At 46.1% G+C, this 20,474-nt stretch carries 15 protein-coding genes; all 15 read left to right on the forward strand.

The genetic code is table 11. The features are described 5' to 3' along the window. Nucleotides 1-53 precede the first annotated feature (53 nt). The 15 genes from MNQ98_RS12730 to hflX all read left to right on the forward strand — a co-directional run bounded on the left by MNQ98_RS12730 (nt 54) and on the right by hflX (nt 20,464). Nucleotides 54-1,040, forward strand: coding sequence for an aromatic acid exporter family protein (locus tag MNQ98_RS12730; protein WP_241933495.1), 987 nt, complete (start codon nt 54-56; stop codon nt 1,038-1,040). 288 nt (nt 1,041-1,328) lie between these two features. After that, complete coding sequence (locus tag MNQ98_RS12735) at nt 1,329-2,483, forward strand: YdcF family protein (protein ID WP_241933496.1); 1,155 nt, start codon at nt 1,329-1,331, stop codon at nt 2,481-2,483. Between the two features lie 469 nt (nt 2,484-2,952). Then, nucleotides 2,953-4,704 (forward strand): ABC transporter ATP-binding protein, encoded by a 1,752-nt coding sequence (locus tag MNQ98_RS12740; RefSeq protein WP_241933497.1) that lies wholly within the window; start codon nt 2,953-2,955, stop codon nt 4,702-4,704. 224 nt (nt 4,705-4,928) lie between these two features. Beyond that, nucleotides 4,929-5,492, forward strand: a complete 564-nt coding sequence (locus MNQ98_RS12745) for an outer spore coat protein CotE (RefSeq protein WP_241933498.1) — start codon at nt 4,929-4,931, stop codon at nt 5,490-5,492. 223 nt (nt 5,493-5,715) lie between these two features. Then, nucleotides 5,716-6,924, forward strand: a complete 1,209-nt coding sequence (locus tag MNQ98_RS12750; protein ID WP_241933499.1) for a putative amidoligase domain-containing protein — start codon at nt 5,716-5,718, stop codon at nt 6,922-6,924. 58 nt (nt 6,925-6,982) lie between these two features. Next, on the forward strand, nt 6,983-9,760 hold the full coding sequence (gene mutS, locus MNQ98_RS12755; protein WP_241933500.1) for a DNA mismatch repair protein MutS: 2,778 nt from the start codon (nt 6,983-6,985) through the stop codon (nt 9,758-9,760). 72 nt (nt 9,761-9,832) lie between these two features. Continuing rightward, nucleotides 9,833-11,857, forward strand: coding sequence for a DNA mismatch repair endonuclease MutL (mutL, locus tag MNQ98_RS12760; protein WP_241933917.1), 2,025 nt, complete (start codon nt 9,833-9,835; stop codon nt 11,855-11,857). 18 nt (nt 11,858-11,875) lie between these two features. Next, nucleotides 11,876-12,661, forward strand: a complete 786-nt coding sequence (locus MNQ98_RS12765) for a class I SAM-dependent methyltransferase (protein WP_241933501.1) — start codon at nt 11,876-11,878, stop codon at nt 12,659-12,661. Then, nucleotides 12,645-13,622: a tRNA (adenosine(37)-N6)-dimethylallyltransferase MiaA gene (miaA, locus tag MNQ98_RS12770; protein WP_241933502.1), complete on the forward strand. Its 978-nt coding sequence runs from the start codon at nt 12,645-12,647 to the stop codon at nt 13,620-13,622. Before MNQ98_RS12765 ends, miaA begins: the two co-directional genes overlap by 17 nt. Nucleotides 13,623-13,645: 23 nt before the next feature. Next, nucleotides 13,646-13,885, forward strand: coding sequence for an RNA chaperone Hfq (gene hfq / locus MNQ98_RS12775; protein WP_006209643.1), 240 nt, complete (start codon nt 13,646-13,648; stop codon nt 13,883-13,885). A 147-nt stretch (nt 13,886-14,032) separates the two neighbouring features. Continuing rightward, on the forward strand, nt 14,033-16,711 hold the full coding sequence (locus tag MNQ98_RS12780; RefSeq protein ID WP_241933503.1) for a PBP1A family penicillin-binding protein: 2,679 nt from the start codon (nt 14,033-14,035) through the stop codon (nt 16,709-16,711). 121 nt (nt 16,712-16,832) lie between these two features. Further along, nucleotides 16,833-17,390: a ribonuclease FAU-1 family protein gene (locus tag MNQ98_RS12785; protein ID WP_208914262.1), complete on the forward strand. Its 558-nt coding sequence runs from the start codon at nt 16,833-16,835 to the stop codon at nt 17,388-17,390. After that, nucleotides 17,390-18,046: a YdcF family protein gene (locus MNQ98_RS12790; RefSeq protein WP_241933504.1), complete on the forward strand. Its 657-nt coding sequence runs from the start codon at nt 17,390-17,392 to the stop codon at nt 18,044-18,046. Before MNQ98_RS12785 ends, MNQ98_RS12790 begins: the two co-directional genes overlap by 1 nt. Before the next feature lie 79 nt (nt 18,047-18,125). Beyond that, nucleotides 18,126-19,106 carry an AAA family ATPase gene (locus MNQ98_RS12795; protein WP_241933505.1) on the forward strand — a complete coding sequence of 327 codons (981 nt, stop codon included), beginning with the start codon at nt 18,126-18,128 and terminating at the stop codon, nt 19,104-19,106. Between the two features lie 71 nt (nt 19,107-19,177). Next, nucleotides 19,178-20,464, forward strand: coding sequence for a GTPase HflX (gene hflX / locus MNQ98_RS12800; protein WP_241933506.1), 1,287 nt, complete (start codon nt 19,178-19,180; stop codon nt 20,462-20,464). The last annotated feature ends 10 nt before the right edge of the window (nt 20,465-20,474 follow it).

A 20,474-nucleotide genomic window follows, 5' to 3' on the forward strand; every position in this document is an offset into this window, starting at 1 on the left:
ACGGCTGAAATCGGATACCATGGGAATACGATAAAGACAGAAGAGGGTTGCTCATGGGATTTCGTATCATTAAGACGGCAGTAGCAACGCTAATTGCCATTCTAGTTACAGATGCTTTAAATATACCGGGAGCGACTTCAGCAGGTCTACTGGCGATTCTGGGCGTGGATGTGACGCGTAAGCGCAGTCTGCGTTCAGTATCGTCACGTTTTTTTGCATCCTTACTGGGACTGTTGCTGGGGTCGATTCTCTTCTCTTTGCTCGGTTTTCATTATTGGGTTCTGGCGCTATACATACTGATAGCCTTTCCTGCCATATCCAAGGCGAATTTTAAAGAAGGTATTGTAACAAGTTCGGTCGTTGTATTCCGTGTGTTTAACGGGGAAGCGCTTAGTTTGGGTATATTCTGGACCCAAGTGGAACTCCTGTTGATTGGTCTCGGTTCGGCGATGGTTGTGAATATGGCTTATATGCCAAAGGGTGAGGGTCGGTTAATGGAGATTCGCCGAGAAGTGGACGGGCTGTTCTCGGTCGTATTCGAGCATATTTCACTTACGCTTCGCGATCCGGAGCACGTATGGGATGGCAAAGAGCTGATTGAAGCGAATCAGGCGGTGGAACGCGGAATTCTAGAAAGCAACCGTGCCATGGAGAATCAAATGCTTCAGCCCGATGAGGCCTGGAATGTATATTTTTACATGCGAAAAGAACAGCTAGACAACATTCAGGCGATGATGCACCTTATCTCTCAAATTTACGAGAGGCTGACGCACGGTGAACTTGCGTCCAAATTGTTTGATCAATTGAGCAAGGATGTTGTGACTGAGGAATATACAGGAAAGACGGAGAAACTGCTGACCGATCTGGTGGATAAATTTAAAGAGATGGAATTGCCTCATACTCGGGAGGAGTTCGAACTGCGTTCTGCGATATTGCAGCTGTGCCGTGAGCTTGAATTTTTCTTGAAAATTTCGAAGAAGAGCAAAGCCCCTACAAGCCCGACCAATCTAAGTCTAATGAAAGACAAAAGGTTGAAATAGAATGATGTTTTGTCCGGCTCAAGGATTGAAGTGGTTGATTGTGGGAGATTTATATGTTAATATAGACCTCGTTGAAGCGCTTACAATTGGCGTGTTACTAGTGAGACTAGGCATGAGCCATAAGAGGTGGAAGCGGAGTATAGACTCCGTTCCCTTTTATGGTTCATGCCTTTTTTCATATTTCTCAAGATCAGGAGGTGAAGAACTCGGGTTCATTTAGGTAAGGTGTGGCAGATAGAATAGGTGAGTTTTTCAACAACAATTACACTTAGACAACGGAGGGGCACTATGAAAATTTTCACCAAAAAATTCAATCGTCGTCTAGTAATGACGATGACAGCAGTAACCGTAGCTATGGCTTCCACGACTTCTTTGAGCTTGCCTGTGAAGGCGGCGACTGCGTCAATGTCGGAGAATTCGATTATTACCTATAAGAATGATGCGCCAACTTCAGAGCGTATTCAGCAGCTGATAGATACAGCTATGCATTTTTACTGGAACGGCGGAGACCTCAAGCAAGCAGAGAAAGATATTTTCAAAGGCATTACCCTTAAAGGGAAGTATGATGTTGTAGAGAATGCTTTTAAGCAAGCGACGGTTCTAGATCCTTACAACATAGATCTGAAGATGTCTCTAGCTTCCACACAAATCATTCAAAAGAAAGTTCCCGAAGCGCTACGTACATACGAACAGATATTACATCTGCAGCCAGATCATTTTAATGCCAATTTACTATATGGGATGTATTCCAAAATAAATGGAAATGAACTCGCATATAAGCAGTCTATTAATAAACTGAGAAAAATAGATGAGGACCAGACCAACGCTTTTGTGCAAAAGTTTAAAGAGACCGAGGAAATTCTCGACCTGAAGATGAATACGGAAGTTCCTGCGGATCTACCGTCGAAAAACCATGCTATCGTTATTCTTGGTTATGCTCTAGCTGAAGATGGAACGATGCAGGAAACTTTGGTGGAGCGCTTGAAGCAGGGCTTGAAATTGGCACAACAGTATCCAGACTCCAAAATCATCGTAACTGGCGGCGTTCCGAAAAACGGTGTAACTGAAGCCGATAACATGACCAAGTGGCTTGTTGAGCAGGGTGTTGCCAAAGAAAGAATTCTGCCGGAAAATAAAGCAACTGATACCGTAGAAAATGCATTGTTCTCGACCGAAATTATTGAGGAGCAAGGTATTAAGGATGTTACCGTCGTGACGAGTGCGAGCCACATCCGCCGTTCGGTTGCGCTGTTTAAGGAGGCAGATCGTTTTTATAGCAAGATGAACGGTAAGGAAGCTAAAAGAAATTTAACAAATATGGTATATATGGATTATGAAACCGTAGAAGAGGCGCATGAGGTGCCGAAGAGCGAGCTGTTGGTAGTGTACCGCGATCTGTTTAGAACAGCAGGATTGTGGCAGTACCCAGGCATCCAGCGTTAAGCATATATTGAAGAGAAGCGTTCAAGCCGTGGAATAAGGGCTTGGCGCTTTTTCTTTTGTATTTGCTTAATAGTTATGTGTGGGGCTAGTGATCAATAATGACATATTCACAAGTAATTACAGGTTGAATAAAATTTGCATATGTTATGTCCTGAAAATAGAGTAGGATAGATACATCTGTAAAATGATTGCGTTTTCATGTGAGTTGTACATGAAAAATAGAATGAACTAAAAAAGGAAATGTAAAGGCTTCAACGGAGAAGGAGGAATTATTCTGGAGAAACGTACGTGGTCGCCTTTGTCTCCGGATTTCAACATTTATATAAGTACATAAAAAAAATCTGGGGGCAAGAGCGATCGAAAGAATAATCCGCATTCGTAGTGATGCTCAGGCTAAGAATCTTTAGTTCAACAAATATAGGCATCTTGAAAGCGCTTCGATTGTTACTGGAATAATAGGGGGAGCTACATGACTACAAAAAGTCCGTTTACACGTTTGTTAAAGTATATGAGTAGATACAAGTTGATATATGTTGGCTTGATTATCACTATGTTAATAGGCATTGTGCTTGATCTTTCAGTTGCGTGGTTTTTGTCTCTCATTACGAATGCTGCTGTAAAGTTGGAAGTAAAGAATTGGTTCAATTTAATTCTTTTAGCGTTGGGTATACTTATTTGTCTAGGTTTGAATACATACTTTGATACGTATCTTAAGCAAAAAGCAGCTCTTAAAGTTAGAAACGATGTTCGTTTGGATACCTTGAATCATGTCTTACGTTTACCGCAATCTTATTATGACAAGAATCACTCTGGTGAATTACTTACTCGTTTCACTAGTGATAATCAAGCTGTGGGAGATGCAAGTGGTAACATCATTATGGGTTTGCTTAGAAATCCGTTACTTGCCATTTCTGCTTTTATATATTTATTAAGCATTCATTGGCCTCTCGCCTTGATTTCCATGTCGATAGGACCACTCATGATCTTGGTGGGCAAACTATTTGGCGAAGCCATGCGTAAAAAAAGCAGTAAACTTCAGATGGCAATAGGTACGACAACCTCTTTTCTTCAAGATGTACTGGGTGCTAGCATTCTTGTAAAATTATTTGGCCTTGAAAAGAAAATATCGAAACAATATCAACAATATAGCAATGAGATTTCTGAAATTGAACGCAGTCAAGGCAAAATACAGGGAACAGCTAATGCAGTATCGAGCGGCATTGCAAACATAACGTTCATGATAGCTATACTCGTTGCTGGTTATTTTGTTGCAAAAGGGGAATTGGAAGTTGGAGCCATGCTCGCCTTTATTCAACTCATGAATTATCTTGTGCAGCCGTTTTCTATATTACCTGGACTTTGGTCAAGTATGCAGCAAGCCTTAGCAGGTGCAGACCGAATCTTTCAGATTATAGATGCTCCTAAAGAATATGAGGAACTTCCAAACGAAGGAGGAATTAAAACATCTTTTAATGAGCTAGTTGTATCCTCAGTCAGTTTTTCATATACAAATTCCGAAGATTCATCAGCTCTTACAAATGTTAATTTTCGTGTGAATGCAGGTCAGACAGTCGCGATTGTTGGTACAAGCGGTGGAGGTAAGTCTACGTTACTAAAATTGCTACTTGGACTGTATTCTCCAACGGAAGGAGCGATTGAAATTGATGGTAGGAACAAAGAGTCGATGGAACTTAGGGAATACCGAGACTACTTCTCACTTGTTCCTCAGGATACCGTACTTTTTTCGGGGACGATTAGGGATAATATTTTGGATGGTAATCGAATGGCAGACGAAGAGAGTATGATTGCAGCAGCAAAGAAGGCTAATGCTTATGATTTTATAATGAAATTGTCTCAAGGATTTGATACGGAGATTGGGGAACATGGTAATCGTTTATCGGGTGGACAGAAGCAAAGGATTGCTATCGCAAGAGCTATTTTGAGAGACGCACCCATATTGCTTTTAGACGAAGCGACGGCAGCTCTTGATAATGAATCCGAAAAAATCGTGCAAGATGCACTAGCTAAATTAATGATTGGTAGAACAACGTTGGTCATTGCACACCGGTTAACGACGATTCAAAATTCAGACATGATTCTTGTTATGGAGAATGGGAGATTGGTGGAACAAGGGAAGCATGATGAGTTACTTCAATTATGTGGTCAATATCATACTCTGTATAACGCCCAATTTAAAGAAAAGGATTACGTTCTATCTTAGAATACTCTACGATAGATCAAAGGTAATCCCTTGATTATTATTAAAAGTCATCAAATACTTGAATTTTAAGTGAATTTATTACCATATATAACCATATAGCTCAATTTTTTAATCTTTTTCTGCTATTTTTAGCATCATATGAATTTATTTGGACCACTTCATTCAACATTCGCCCATGTCGTGCATACACATGTAGGGAATGATTGTATGGAGGAGGTTCGAAGATGTCATTGAGTAGTAAACACCAATGTAGAGAGATCATTACGAAGGCGATCTGCGGCAAGGGTCGTAAGTTCTCTACCGTAACACATACCGTGACTCCGCCCAATAATCCGACCAGTATTTTGGGGGCCTGGATTATAAACCATCAATACGAGGCGGTAGCCGCCGGAGACGGAATCGAAGTTATTGGTACTTACGATGTTAACATCTGGTATTCCTATGACAAAAATTCGCAGACCGACGTGGCGAAAGAAACGGTATCTTATGTAGAACGCGTACCTCTTTCTTACCTGGATCCCAAGCACCGGGCATCTACGGTAGAAGTGTCCGCGGAAGCGACTCAGGAACCGAGCTGTGTGGAAGCAAGCGTATCCTCTAACGGCAAGAGTGTTATTCTGCGTGTGGAGCGGGAGTACTCCGTAGAGCTTATTGCTGAGACGAAGGTGTTGGTTAAAGTATGCGACCAAAAGCATGGTGACTTCGAGGACAAAGAATTTGAATTCATTGGCGGGGAAGACGGTGATTATGAGGACCTCGATTTCGAGGATCTGGAGGATGAACTGTAAGCCTTCCCTATCCGGTAACTTAGTACAGCATATGCAGTGGGGGCGGCTTTGCAGAGGGCAAACGCCCTCTTTTTTTGCAAAAGTTTGGGTTTAATTTAAAAAGGGCTCGGCAACATCATCGAAAAGGCTCCGATAGGAGCTTTTTTTTCCGCTAAATGCGGTCTGTCTTCTTTGGGGTACATCGATAAACGTTTTTCATATTATCCAAAGGGAGGGCTCAAGCTTGGTCAGGGTACTTGATGATCTTACTGATGTGTATACAACGGAAATGTTCTCTCCTGAAAAAATGGATGCCAGGCTTAGGCGTTCGGGGGTACCGAGCCGGATTATGCGCCCACTGAACAGGGATAAAAATCGCTATACAGCAAGATATCGGGTTAGGGTTAACGGAATTGAATCAACTTCCGTCATGTTGTCTACGCGGGGCGGGAGCAGGGTTGGATGGGTAGATGGAGAATCACTTCCCGGAGGTCTTGAAGATGGTCTGCGTAAAAGAATGGAGAAAGCAGCCATCCGCACACTATATGTCTTAGGTACGGACCAGGGAGAGGTACAGATCTCTGCTCTGCCGGGAAGGCGTTACGCGGTAGAACAGGTCATATTAAGCAAGGGGGCAGCTTCCTGCGAACGGAACTATAGCATGCAGAAAGATACCGCTTTTCTAATAGGCATGGACCCAGAATTTGTACTGGTAAATCGTGAAGGGCGTGTAGTGCCTGCTTCTTTATATCTGGAGCGGCACGGCATGGCTGGCAGCGACGCTGTTCGTGAGGGTGATGAAGTAAGTTATCCGCTCGCAGAACTGCGACCGGCGCCACAGCGTGATCCGGATGCTCTGCTACAAGCCATGCGTCTCACTCTTATGGAAGCTGAGCAATTAATTGTGGACCGTTCTCTGCTGTGGAAGGCTGGCGGGCTGCCAGCTCCGGGGCTACCGCTGGGCGGGCACATTCATTTCAGCGGGGTTCCACTTACATTGTCTGTTTTGCAGTGTCTGGACAATTATCTTGCGCTTCCTTTAGCCATCCTTGAAGACCCGGCCAGCCGGGGCCGTCGCCCGCGTTACGGCTATCTCGGAGATTACCGCCTGAAGCCCCATGGAGGGTTTGAATACCGCACCCTTCCTAGCTTTCTCGTATCTCCTTTTATTACCAAGGCTTCACTATATATGTCATACCTTATTGCTCTTCATCATGAGAGGCTGCGAGCCAGGCCCTTGAACCGGGAAAGATATCATAAGGCTTATTACGAGGGAAAACCGGAGGTGCTTCGGGAGTGCGCAGCTAAGCTGCATCAGGATTTTACCCTTCTTCCGGATTACGCTTCATACGCGACGGTCATCGACCGGGTGTTTTCATATATAGCGGATGGGCGAACCTGGGATGAAAGCCGTGACATTCGTCCTCTCTGGAATATTCCGGCCATACCGTGACCTTCTAGCTTTTTCTGTTATAATAGAAGTTAAGCTTGAAACGGCATGGAGGTAAGTCATGGCAAAATATACGCCGATGATTGAACAATATTTAAGTGTTAAAGAACAGGCGCAAGATGCGTTTCTTTTTTTCCGTTTAGGAGATTTTTACGAGATGTTTTTCGAGGACGCCGTACTGGCGTCCAAAGAGCTGGAAATCACGCTGACCGGCCGTGAAGGAGGAGGCGCAGAGCGCATTCCGATGTGCGGTGTGCCGTATCATTCTGCCGAAGGATATATTCAGCGGTTGATTGAAAAAGGCTACAAGGTCGCCATTTGTGAGCAGATGGAGGACGCCTCTGCAACCAAAGGCATGGTGCGCCGGGAGATCGTCCGGGTTGTCACACCCGGTACGATTATGGACGGCAAGGTGGTCAGTGATAAATCGAATAACTACATGGTGTGTATCACGACTTACGGTGGTCTTATGGCGCTGGCTGCATGTGACTTGTCCACGGGTGAGCTTTATGTGACCTCTGTCCCTTCTTCCGAAGAATGGCTTCGTGATGAGATAGGTATTTACGAGCCGTCGGAAATTATAGGGGACAACAACCTGCTTGAGATCGTTTCTTCTCAGGCTTTGTCAACTAGCCGTCCGACGCTTGCCACACCTTGGGAACGACGGGATGATAACCTTGTGCTCTCTCAATTCGGAGAAGCGGTATGGGCCCGATTAGATGAAGAGAGACGGGCATGTGTATCCCTGCTGATCGCGTATCTTAGTGAAACGCAGAAGCGCTCACTTGGACAGCTTACACAAGTTTCTTCCTATGAACCAGGACAATACATGGTTCTGGATCCGTTCACGCGTCGCAATCTAGAGCTGGTGGAAACCGTGCGCGAGCGTTCCAAGAAGGGCTCGCTGCTATGGCTGCTCGACCGTACGGAGACGTCTATGGGAGCGCGCTTAATGAGGCGCCGTATTGACAAACCGCTGCTCCAGCGCAGCCGTATTGAAGAGCGGCTTGAAGCAGTAGATTACCTGTATAACCAGTACATACTCCGTGAAGATTTACGGATGGCTCTGAAAGAGATTTATGATCTGGAACGATTGGTGGGACGGATTGCCTTTGGAAGCGCGAACGGCAGGGATTTGAATGCACTTAAGCTTTCTTTGCGGCAAATTCCAACGCTTAAGAGTCTGTGCGCCGAATCAGGATCCTCAACCCTGCAGAAGCTGGCAGAGGCTACCGATGTATGCTCTGATCTGTGTGAGTTTATTGAGGAATCCATAGTGGATGAACCTCCGGTGTCCGTTCGAGATGGCGGCATCATCAAGACGGGATATCATGAACGGTTGGATGAGTTGAAGGAAGCCAGCACGAATGGCAAGCGCTGGATCGCTGAGCTGGAGGCCAGAGAGCGGAATGCTACAGGGATTAAGTCTTTGAAGATCGGCTATAACAAGGTATTTGGTTACTATATAGAGGTGACGAAATCCAATATTTCCTCACTGCCTGAAGGCCGTTATGAGCGTAAGCAGACACTGACGAACGCAGAGCGGTATGTTACTCCTGAACTGAAGGAAAAGGAAGGGCTCATTCTGGAAGCCCAGGAGAAGATGGTGGATCTTGAATATGCGCTGTTCACAGAGCTTCGGGACAAGCTGAACACCCAGATCGCAAGACTGCAGGGGCTGGCTGAGAAGATTGCGGAGATCGATGTATATCAGTCACTAGCGGTTGTTAGTGCAGAGCATCGGTTCGTTAAGCCTGAACTCAGTGAAGGCTATGATCTGACGGTCGAGGGCGGACGCCATCCGGTAGTGGAAGCCGTGATGAAGGATACGTCTTTTATTGCCAACGGAACCGAGCTCAAAAAGGACGGCTCTTCGATTTTGCTCATTACCGGTCCCAATATGGCTGGGAAAAGCACATACATGCGTCAAGTGGCATTGGTGTCTATTATGGCGCAGATCGGTTGTTTTGTTCCGGCTGATGTAGCTGTTTTGCCTTTGGTTGACCGTATTTTCACCCGGATTGGCGCAGCTGATGATTTGATCGGCGGGCAGAGCACCTTTATGGTGGAAATGGCAGATATTCAAGTGATGACGGAGAAAGCGACACCGCGAAGCCTGATCATAATTGACGAGCTGGGCCGAGGTACTTCTACAAGTGAAGGTATGGCAATCGCGCAAGCTGTTATTGAATATGTACATGATCATATTGGCTGTAAAGCGCTTGTCTCCACTCACTTTCATGAGCTTGCCCACCTTCAGGAGAGTCTTTCGGGACTTCGGAATTACTCTATGGCGGTACAGGAGAGCGGAGATAAGGTTCATTTCTTGCGGAAGCTCATTCCTGGTGCAGCGGATAGCAGTTATGGCATATATTGTGCCAGATTGGCGGGACTTCCTGGCAGCATTATCGACAGAGCTTACGGCCTTCTTCAAGGGTTGGAGCAAGCTTCTTCGGCTGCAGTAACAGGGGATGGCAGTCTGTCATCTGCGTCTCTTACCGCTTGTACGGCTGCTGAGTCCCTCTCTAAAGAACATGCCGCAGATTATGAAACGGATAAGGTTCAAAATCTTATTTCTCCATCGCAAAATTCCGAAGAATTAGACACATCCGGCGGCGGGAGTGCTGTCGTACAACTGTCTATTTTTGGGGATGAAGAGTCCGGATCGGTTAAGACTTCCAAATCGTCAACTCAGAACGTGTCAGCCGCTCCTGCTGAGGTGGACCCCGAGGTAATGCGGATTATTGAAGCCGTAAAGTCCGTGGATGTTATGAACATGACGCCGCTGCAGGCCATGCAGATGTTGAATGATCTGAAGATGAAAGCTAACCATTTGTGAAATGTTATCTAAGGAATTGTGAAAGTAGGCAGTCATTTTGGCTGACCAAATATTGTAACGGAGGTAGGAATGATGGCCAAAATACACATATTGGACGAGCATATCGCCAACCAAATCGCTGCCGGTGAAGTGGTGGAGCGGCCTGCCTCCGTCGTAAAAGAGCTGGTGGAAAATGCGATTGATGCAGGAAGCACCAAAATCGACGTCGCTGTGGAGGAAGGTGGCCTGCAGAGCATTCGGGTCACAGACAATGGGAACGGCATAGATCCAGAAGATTGTGAAACGGCCTTTTACCGGCATGCGACTAGCAAAATCTCTCAGGGTCGTGATCTGTTTCAAATTACGAGCCTGGGGTTTAGGGGAGAGGCGCTTCCTTCGATTGCAGCGGTATCCAAAGTACGACTTGTTACCTCAAATACCCAAGACGGTCGGGGACGGCTGATCGAAATTGAAGGCGGTAATTTGAAAGCCAATGAGGAGACGGCAGCACCACAAGGAACTGATTTTGTGGTGAAGGAATTGTTTTACAATACTCCGGCAAGGCTGAAGTATATGAAAACCATCCAGACGGAATTGGGTCATATTTCCGATTATATGTACCGTCTGGCGTTATCCCGGCCGGATATCGCCTTTACCGTTCGGCATAACGGCAACACACTGCTTCAGACGCTTGGCAATGGGGATCTTCTGCAAGTTATTGCAGCAGTGTATGGTACCCAATCAGCCAAAGCCATGAAGCCGATCAAGGCTGAGAATATGGACTATACGATTTCGGGTTACATTAGCCGGCCTGACTGGACAAGGGCAAACCGAAATGCCATGTCGTTTATTGTGAATGGTCGGTACATTCGGAACTACGGGCTGAGTCAATCTATTTTGCGGGGGTATCACACTCTGTTGCCGATCAACCGGTTTCCTCTGACGATTCTGAAGTTTGATATGCACCCGTCGCTCGTCGATGTGAACGTACATCCATCGAAGCTGGAGGTTCGTTTCAGTAAGGAGCCTGAGCTGTTTGCTTTTGCTGAAGAAGAGATTCGGAAAGTTTTAATGCAGGAGGTACTCATTCCCCGTCCGGTGAAGCAAAACCTTGGTAAGGATGGGAATGCGTTCATTCAGGAACAGTTCCACTTTTCGAAGAAACATTCAGAGGGCGCGCGCGGGAATGAATCTGCATCTGTGGCAGTCAATGCACCGCAAAGTGACATTGACGGATCGGCGTCAACGTTTGCACAAAATGCCGAAAGAAACGTTGTAAATCCTGATGAAAAAAATAATGCCGGGTATCAAACGAGCCGTGCTCCAGAGCAGGTTGAGCCTTCAAGGAATACAGCGTCCCACGGATATGCAGGATGGACAGGAGGGGCGCCGGGCCCGGTCTCCCCACAAATGAGAGAGACAGCTGCAACAGCCTATCGTTCTGATTACCGTACAGAAGGAAGGCCGACGCAGAATAGATCTGCAGTAACACAGGAGTGGCTGCAGGCTGCGGGAGGAGCTGCACCGGAGATTCCACCGTTTCCAGAGATGACTCTAATCGGGCAGCATCACGGCACATACTTGATTGCACAAAATGACACCGGCCTCTATCTGATTGATCAGCACGCTGCCCATGAACGGATCAATTACGAATATTACTACGAGAAATTCGGTATGCCGGCAGAAGCATCACAAGAACTGCTGCTCCCTATTACATTAGAATTTACACCTTCCGAATCGGAAAAGGTAAAGGAACGATTGCACTGGTTTGAACAGGTTGGCGTATATCTGGAGCATTTTGGAGGTCAGACCTTTCTCGTCCGCTCTCATCCGTTCTGGTTTCCGAAAGGCGATGAGAAGGAACTGATCGAAGAAATGGCGGAGTGGGTACTAAGTGAACGAAATATCGATTTGGCGAAGCTTAGGGAAACATCTTCCATAATGTGCTCCTGCAAAGCCTCTATCAAAGCGAACCAAAAGCTTACAGAACAAGAAGCCGAAACATTGATCCAGCGTTTATCCGACTGCAGGCAGCCCTATACGTGTCCGCATGGACGGCCAATCGTCGTTTCCTTCTCTGTCTATGATCTTGAAAAAATGTTCAAACGCGTCATGTAAAACAGCAAGGAGGAATTTATGATTATCACCACAGGAGAGGCGGAGGCGCCGGCTTTCGTAGAAAGAGCGAAGTCGATTGCGGAAGAAACAGGCTGTCGTTATGTTACGCGCGGCGGCCAATCGCTAAGACGGCTTGCTTTAAGGACCGGGGATGAGGATGTCCTGGTTGTATTAGACGGTCATGTCCGCTTGGGCGGTCCGGGGCGCTCCGTTTTGGAATTTCACCCCGGCATGGGATATGTCCGATTAAAGCGTGTGCTTCGTGGGGATCCGGATCCTATGATTGAAGCGACACGCATGGAAGAGGGAGACTCTGTTCTTGACTGTACAGCAGGATTGGGTGCGGATTCTCTAGTCTTTTCCGTAAAGGCTGGAGAGAGCGGGAGTGTAACGGCACTTGAAAGTTCGTTCCCACTTTATGTGTTCCTTAAAGAGGGACTTCGGACCTATGAAAGTAATATGCCAGCGAGTGATGAAGCTATGCGAAGAATTGATGTGAGGCATGGGCATCATTTGGATTATTTAAAAACACTGCCTGATAAAAGTGTGGATATTGTATATTTTGACCCGATGTTCCGGGAACCTTTGACCGAATCGGCTTCAATCAATCCGCTCCGGCATTATGCCAACAGTGAGCCACTTGACGAACAAAGCATTCTCGAGGCGATACGGGTCGCACGGAAAACCGTTGTGCTGAAGGAGAAGCGGGGCAGCAAAGAGTTTGCACGTCTTGGGTTTACCGTACCCGAGCGGGGCCAATCGAAAATTACGTACGGAGTGATATCCATTGACAGAACAATCTAAACCCAATCTTCTGGTATTGATCGGTCCAACAGCTGTAGGCAAGACAAAGATGAGTATTGAGCTTGCCAAAGCTTTTGGCTGTGAGATTATTTCTGGGGATTCCATGCAGGTGTACCGAGGAATGGATATCGGGACAGCAAAAATTTCTAAAGATGAGATGGAGGGTGTAGCTCACCATCTGATCGATATCCACGAACCTGATTATCCGTACTCTGTAGCAGAATTTCAGGAACAAAGCGAGCGTTTGATCAGAGATATTACCAAGAGAGGAAACCTTCCATTTATTGTAGGAGGAACGGGGCTCTATATCGAATCTGTTTGTTACGGTTTTCAGTTCAGTGAAACAGGTGCAGATGAGGAATTTAGACAGTCACAATTTAAGTTCGCAGAAGACTATGGGGCAGAGGCATTACACCAAAAGTTGGAACAGGTAGATCCGAAAAGCGCTGAACGGCTGCACCCGAATGACCTTCGCCGTGTGGTTCGTGCTCTGGAAATATTTCACTTGACCGGAGCCCCTTTATCCGCCCAGTTAGCCTCTCAAAAGAAGGAATCTCCCTATCATCTTTGCTTGGTCGGTTTGACAATGGACAGGCAAATGCTATATAACCGTATTGAAGAGCGCATCGATATCATGCTGAATCAGGGACTTGTTAAAGAAGTCTCCGAGCTTATGGATAAGGGGTATGCTCCTGGCCTCGTATCTATGCAGGGTCTAGGTTACAAAGAGATCGTGTCTTATCTTCAAGGAGAATACAGCTATGAGGAAGCTGTGGAACTGCTGAAGCGTGATACCCGCCGATTCGCAAAGCGGCAGCTTTCCTGGTTTCGTCATATGAAGGACATCGAGTGGGTGGATGTCACCAATTCTGAAAATTTTTCTGCGAATTATGAAAAGATCCATGGTATAATAGCAGGAAAGTTTCTATCAAATATTGAATATACTTCAAAACAATTCTAATTGAACCATTGGGGGTACGGCTAATGAACAAGTCCATAAACATCCAAGATACGTTCTTGAACCAACTGCGTAAAGAGAACATTCCCGCCACGGTATACCTAACAAACGGCTTTCAGATTCGTGGGACGATCAAAGCTTTTGACAATTTTACTATCGTGATCGACAGTGATGGACGCCAACAAATGGTATACAAGCATGCTATCTCCACGTTCATGCCGCAGCGTAATGTTTCCCTGATGCAGGACAACAACAACGATCAATAAAGTGGGTATTTTTAACAGAAACGATTAATCTGAAACTTTTTTGTGTATAATTCGTTTAGTTGTATAGGAGTGCAGAGAGCAACCTGAGAAGGTTGTTCTTTTCTTTCCAGGGAGTGAGAATTTATTAAGGGAGTCAGGAGGGGAACTATGGCTGGTAAAAATCAAGATCAAATGTCCAGGGTGAACAAAAACAAAGAGACCCCTAAGACAACAAAAAAAACTTCGAAAAAGAAAAAAGGTAGTCGAGGCAAACGAATCGGGTGGACTTTATTCTTTACGGCGGTTATCGCCATATTCTGTGCATTGGCCGGCTACTTGTTCATTATGGTTAGCGGTGAAAATTTGCTAGAACAGAACAAGGACAAGCTTACGGCACATGGAACGTCCAAGGTATATGACCGAAATGGTACGCTTATGGGTGAACTTTCGATTCAAAAAAGCGAACCTGTTAAAAGTGAAGATATACCGGAACAATTGAAAAATGCTTTTATCGCAACAGAGGATAGACGCTTTTTGGAGCACAGTGGTGTTGACATCTGGTCCATCGGACGTGCTGCAGTAAAAGATATTATGGCTCGCTCTATGGTAGAGGGTGGAAGTACGATTACGCAGCAGCTTGCCAAAAATATCTTCCTGACACGTGATAAGACGTTTTTCCGTAAAGCTACGGAAGTGTCGATTGCATTGGCACTCGAGCGGAACCATACAAAAGATGAAATTTTGGAAATGTATCTGAACCGGATTAACTTCGGCGGACCTTATTACGGAATTAAAGCAGCTTCGCAGCGTTATTTCGGAAAGAGCGATCTAAACAAGCTGGAGTTGTGGGAAATGGCGACTCTGGCAGCCATGCCTAAAGGCCCTTCCAGGTACAATCCGCTTAAGAATCCGGACCTTAGCAAAGAGCGTCGCGGAGTTGTATTGACGCTTATGCAGGACCAAGGCTATATCACAGCGAAAGAAGCTGAAGAGGCCAAAAAAGTGGATTACAACTACACACCTCCGGTCAAGGAGCAGAAATATACCGCTTATATCGATTATGTGATGGAAGAGGCCGAAGAGAAGTGGGGACTCACCGAGGATGATTTGAATATTGGCGGGTATCAAATTTATACGACAATGGACGCGAATGCCCAACAGGCTCTGGAAGCTGAGTTCAACAATCCGGATAACTTTGAAAAAGGCGCAGATGATGCGATTATTCAAGGGTCCATGGTCATTATGAACCAGCATACCGGTGGAATTGTTGCTTTGATGGGCGGACGAGAATATCTACGCGGTGGCTTTAACCGTGCTACCGACAGCCGCCGTCAGCCAGGATCGGCATTAAAACCGATTGCCGTATATGCTCCTGCACTAGAAAGTGGCAAGTTTACGAAAGACTCCAGACTGAGCAATCAGAAACAGTGTTTTGGCAACGGCACTTACTGCCCTCAGAACCTTCATGGGTACTCTAATACCGTAAGCATGCCGGAAGCGATTCAGCGTTCGGAGAACATCCCAGCAGTATGGACGCTGAATCAGATCGGAGTTAAGTCCGGATATGAGTTCACACAAAAAATGGGTATTAAGACAACGAAAGAGGACATGAACCTGTCGCTTGCTCTTGGCGGTATGAATTCCGGTACGAACACGTTTGAAATGACTCAAGCGTTCAGTGCGTTCGCCAACGGCGGGGAATTGAATGAAGCTTATGCTATTAAACAAATTAAGAACAGCAGTGGTAAAGTCGTTCATGAGAATAAAGGCGGCAATAAGGAACGTGTGATGAGTGCACAGACGGCATCACAAATGACAGATATGATGCGGCGTGTCGTCCAAGACGGTACAGGGCGTAATGCAAGCATTAGCCGTCCAGTAGCTGGTAAAACGGGTACGACGCAAAGTGGTTATAAAGGCGTAAGTGGTGTGCGGGACGTATGGTTTGCCGGGTACACACCAGAGCTTACCGCAGCTGTATGGCTTGGTTACGACGAGCCTGGAAGAAATCATCTGATGCGGCAAAGCAGTCCGATGGCAGCTTCTTTATGGAGCAAGGTCATGGAGAAAGCCGTGCAGGGATATGAGGCGAAGGACTTCCCTACAACGAAGGCTCCAGAACCTGTCGAGGAAGAGCCGCAGAAGGTTGAGCTTGAATCCGTACGAAACCTGACAGGCTCCTATGATGCGCAACTTCAGACTGTGAACCTGAACTGGAGTGCTGTGGATGGCAGCGGTATTCAATATCGTGTATACCGTAAAGAATCATCTGAAGCGGACTATGCACGGATACTGGACTCGTTAGGTGGAACTTCGGCTGATGACATGGGTGCCATGGAAGGATTGACGTACAGTTATTATGTCACGGCATATGATCCATCACAGGATGTAGAGTCCGAGCCTTCTAATATACTTCAAGTCGTTACAGCAGGAGTGGAACCTCCGGAAGAAATACCGGAGGAACAACCTGATGATAATAATGAACCTGTTCCGCCTGAAGAAGGAACGGATAATGGAACTACTCCGGGTGAAGAACCTGGTAGCGGCCAAGGAACTGATCAGGGCAATGGCCAGGGCAACGGACAAGGAAATGGACAGGGTGAAAGCGGCCAAGGTCAAGGAAACGGAAATGGTCAAGGCAACGGTCAAGGCAATGGCGGCCAAGGCAATGGCCAAGGCGGTGGACAAGGAAATGAAAATCCCGGTGGAGGCGATACAGGCAATCCGGAAACTGGCGGAGATACCGGCGATACTGGCGGCCAACCATCCGAACCGGGAACGACCACGCCTGAAGGCGGAGAGAGCATTGACTATACTGCTCCTATAGAGCCACAGAGCGTCGAGTAAATGATTTACAATGTAATCAGAATAAGATTGGAGCCTCTGCTTGCTGCGGAGGCTTCTTTCTTTTTGAGTGTGTAACTTAAATGTGGTAAGCTGAGGTTACGATATGGGGAGGAAAAGTTCCATGAAACGTAAATTCGGAGACCGGGCGAATTGGCGCCGTATTACCCGCCGGCACTTCACTTCCCGTTATGTGGAGTGTGATCAGTTCACGGGATATCTTACCTTGTATACAATATATGGCCTGAAAGAACCGCTATGGAAAACATATGGGCAGCATACATACCGCATTGCGGATAAGGGATATTCCTGGCTACAGTATTATCCAAAAGATAGTCATTTCATTGTAACAGCTATGTTCGACGACAAGCGCCAAATTGTTCAGTGGTATATTGACATATGCAAGAAGCAGGGTGTCACCGATCAGGGCGTTCCATGGTTTGATGATTTATATCTTGATGTTGTGGTAAATAAGGACGGTGAGGTATTTCTGTTGGATGAGGATGAATTGGAGGATGCGCTTCGGCGGAGTGACATCACCCGAGATGATTACCGGCAAGCTAAAGTTACGGCTCGCAGAGTGCTCCGGGCAATTGACGCGCATGAATTTCCTTACTTTATGATGTCCCTTGAGCATCGTGACCGTTTATTTCACAACGGAGAATTCAGGAGGAAGAAATAATGCGCCAACCTATGTTTACCGGGATGAAAAGCTCTAATTCTTCTAAAGGACGTCCTTGGTTGAAGCGATGTTTGTATGGAGTGCTCGCTCTATTTTTGATGGGGATTGTATGGTCCGCCTACGTGTATTATCAGATTAATAGAGCTGAAAGCACGGTAAAAGCTGAAGCGGATGTCGGAATAATATTAGGAGCTTCTATGTGGGGGGACCATCCTAGTCCTGGTCTTAGAGAAAGGCTGGAGCATGGACTCAAGCTTTATGAAGAGGGATTTTACAATTCATTTATCGTAACCGGTGGACTTGATGCACCTGGATTGAAGTATACTGAAGCCGAAGGAATGCGGAATTACCTTGTTGAAGCAGGTGTTTCTGAGAGTGATATTATTTTAGAAAATGAAGCAACAAGCACTTATGAAAACCTGTTGTTCAGCAAGCGGATCATGAAAGAGCACGGATGGTCTTCCGCAATAATTGTTACTCATGATTATCACGGCACGAGGTCGTTGGAAGTTGCTGAGACGCTAGGTTATGAAAACCCCACGATGGCCTTAACCACATCTACGGTACTTCCAATGGCAAAGCATAAGGGTCGTGAGATTCTTGCTTATACAAAATGGACTGTGGACCGGTTCCTGATCACACTTGGGTGGAAGTGATGAAACTTCTAATAACCTGCTAATAAATAGAATACATTGGAATAGATAGTCAGCCCTTTGGATAAAGAGGTGAGGAGCTATGAACGGACGTGTAACGGCCGCCGGAAACCGGTCTGAGGGACGGCCTTCCAGACAGATAAATGTCGTGCTCCGCAGTGCTGAACCCCCACTGGTCAGTACTGTAGTTCCCGAGCGCGAACCGGCCCCATCGCCGAGTCCATTGTCGCAGCACGGTCTATTTCTGGAAATTCAGAAGGAGCTCGACCAATTGGTGGGGCTTGATCAGATTAAAGAGCTGGTTTATGAGATTTATGCTTTACTACAAGTGGCACAGATGCGTTCTGAGGCCGGGCTGTTAAGCGGTGGTCATGTGTTTCATATGATTTTTAAAGGTAATCCAGGTACAGGAAAAACAACGGTTGCACGTATTGTTGCTAAGCTGTTTCAAAAAATGGGCGTTCTAAACAAAGGACATTTGGTAGAAGTTGAGCGGGCGGATCTCGTGGGCGAATATATCGGACACACTGCTCAGAAAACAAGAGATTTGGTGAAAAAGGCGATCGGCGGTATTTTATTCATCGATGAAGCGTATAGCCTTGCCCGGGGCGGGGAAAAAGACTTTGGTAAGGAAGCAATAGATACGCTGGTAAAGGCGATGGAGGATCATAAGAACCAGTTCGTTCTTATTTTGGCCGGCTATTCGGATGAAATTGATTTTTTCATGTGCAGTAACCCCGGACTTCATTCGCGATTCCCGATACAGATGGATTTTCCGGATTACAATATGGATCAGTTGATTCAAATATCCGAGCTGATGGCTAAAGAGAGAGATTATATTCTTATGCCGCAGTCCATGATTAAACTGAAGGAACATCTTCAGGCGGAAAAAGACAACCACCTTCATGCTTTCAGCAACGCCCGTTATGTTCGCAATCTGATTGAGAAATCGATCCGGAATCAGGCGGTACGGCTGCTGAATCATTATGTTGCCGGAAATCCGAGCAAGCTTGAATTAATGACAATTCGTCCGGAGGATTTTAAACTTGCGAACAAAGTCTAATGGGAAGCTAGACACGAACTTGTGCAGATAAGCTGTTCTTGATGACATCAAAGATTAAAGGAGCAATGACTATGGCAAATGACATTCACGAGACGAAGACAAATTTACCGGATAAAGCTGTACTGGTTAGTCTTGTAACTGATCAAGTAAAGAGGTCAGGCATCAATACCGAACATTCACTTCAAGAGCTTGTTCAATTGGCTGAAACCGCGGGTGTTCAGGTCCTCGAGGTTATTACACAAAACCGTGAAACACCGGATTCCAAGTGGTTTATCGGAAAAGGTAAAGTGGAAGAACTCCGTATGGCTATTGACGGTTTGGAAGCCAACACGGCCATATTTGATCAGGAGCTGTCTGGAGCACAGGTTCGTAACCTGGAAGAAACTTTAGATGTGAAAATTATTGACAGAACGCAATTGATATTAGATATTTTTGCGCAGCGTGCCAAGACCCGTGAAGGGATTATCCAGGTAGAGCTCGCTCAACACAGTTATTTGCTGCCTCGCTTGTCAGGCCACGGTAAAAACCTGTCACGGCTTGGAGGCGGTATAGGTACGAGAGGACCCGGCGAAAGCAAGCTAGAAACGGACCGTCGGCATATCAGAGGCCGGATCAGTGACTTAAAACGCCAGTTGGACGAAATAACAAAACATCGTGTTCTGCACCGTGAGCGCCGGAAGAAGACCGGAGCAGTTCAAGTAGCTCTGGTTGGCTACACGAATGCGGGAAAGTCTACGCTGCTGAATCGTTTGACTGCAGCGGATGTTTATATTGAAAATAAATTGTTTGCTACACTGGACCCAACATCCCGGGTGTTAGAGCTGCCAAGCGGCAAAGAAGTCGTGTTGACTGATACGGTTGGATTTATTCAAAATCTGCCGCACGATCTGGTTGCTGCGTTCCGTGCAACACTGGAAGAGGCCAATGAAGCAGATTTGATCCTACATGTAGTAGATGCTTCCTCAGCAATGCGGGAAGATCAGATGTCCGTCGTGCAGTCTATTTTGGAAGAGCTTGGCGCGGCAGATAAACCGCAATTAGTCTTGTTTAACAAAAAAGACGCTTGTGATCCGGAGCAGCTGGAGATGCTTCCTTCTGGCGAAGGATTCCTGAAGATCAGTGCTTATGATGAGAAAGATCTAGATTCAGTAAAGCATGCGATTCAGGAGCATCTTTCGGGAGGTAACGTAAAATTCCGCATTCCTGCGGATCGTGGAGATGTCAGCTCTACCATATACCGGATTGGGGACGTTATCGAGCAGACCTTCGAAGAGAACGACATTATATATGAAGTCCGGATTAACAAAGCGGATTATGACAAGATGGGTTATATGCTGAAGGATTATATCGAACAGTAGTTGTGAAAAT

It is taken from the genome of Paenibacillus sp. N3/727, from assembly GCF_022637315.1.
In the GTDB taxonomy this organism is placed as follows: Bacteria; Bacillota; Bacilli; order Paenibacillales; family Paenibacillaceae; genus Paenibacillus_AQ; species Paenibacillus_AQ uliginis.

Excerpts from the sequence above, each read along its gene's own strand:
- hfq (WP_006209643.1), top strand. The coding sequence starts at position 13,646 with ATGAACAAGTCCATAAACATCCAAGATACGTTCTTGAACCAACTGCGT.
- MNQ98_RS12785 (WP_208914262.1), top strand. The coding sequence starts at position 16,833 with ATGAAACGTAAATTCGGAGACCGGGCGAATTGGCGCCGTATTACCCGC.
- mutS (WP_241933500.1), top strand. The coding sequence starts at position 6,983 with ATGGCAAAATATACGCCGATGATTGAACAATATTTAAGTGTTAAAGAA.
- MNQ98_RS12730 (WP_241933495.1), top strand. The coding sequence starts at position 54 with ATGGGATTTCGTATCATTAAGACGGCAGTAGCAACGCTAATTGCCATT.
- MNQ98_RS12735 (WP_241933496.1), top strand. The coding sequence starts at position 1,329 with ATGAAAATTTTCACCAAAAAATTCAATCGTCGTCTAGTAATGACGATG.
- MNQ98_RS12795 (WP_241933505.1), top strand. The coding sequence starts at position 18,126 with ATGAACGGACGTGTAACGGCCGCCGGAAACCGGTCTGAGGGACGGCCT.
- hflX (WP_241933506.1), top strand. The coding sequence starts at position 19,178 with ATGGCAAATGACATTCACGAGACGAAGACAAATTTACCGGATAAAGCT.
- MNQ98_RS12780 (WP_241933503.1), top strand. The coding sequence starts at position 14,033 with ATGGCTGGTAAAAATCAAGATCAAATGTCCAGGGTGAACAAAAACAAA.
- MNQ98_RS12790 (WP_241933504.1), top strand. The coding sequence starts at position 17,390 with ATGCGCCAACCTATGTTTACCGGGATGAAAAGCTCTAATTCTTCTAAA.
- mutL (WP_241933917.1), top strand. The coding sequence starts at position 9,833 with ATGGCCAAAATACACATATTGGACGAGCATATCGCCAACCAAATCGCT.
- MNQ98_RS12765 (WP_241933501.1), top strand. The coding sequence starts at position 11,876 with ATGATTATCACCACAGGAGAGGCGGAGGCGCCGGCTTTCGTAGAAAGA.
- MNQ98_RS12740 (WP_241933497.1), top strand. The coding sequence starts at position 2,953 with ATGACTACAAAAAGTCCGTTTACACGTTTGTTAAAGTATATGAGTAGA.
- MNQ98_RS12745 (WP_241933498.1), top strand. The coding sequence starts at position 4,929 with ATGTCATTGAGTAGTAAACACCAATGTAGAGAGATCATTACGAAGGCG.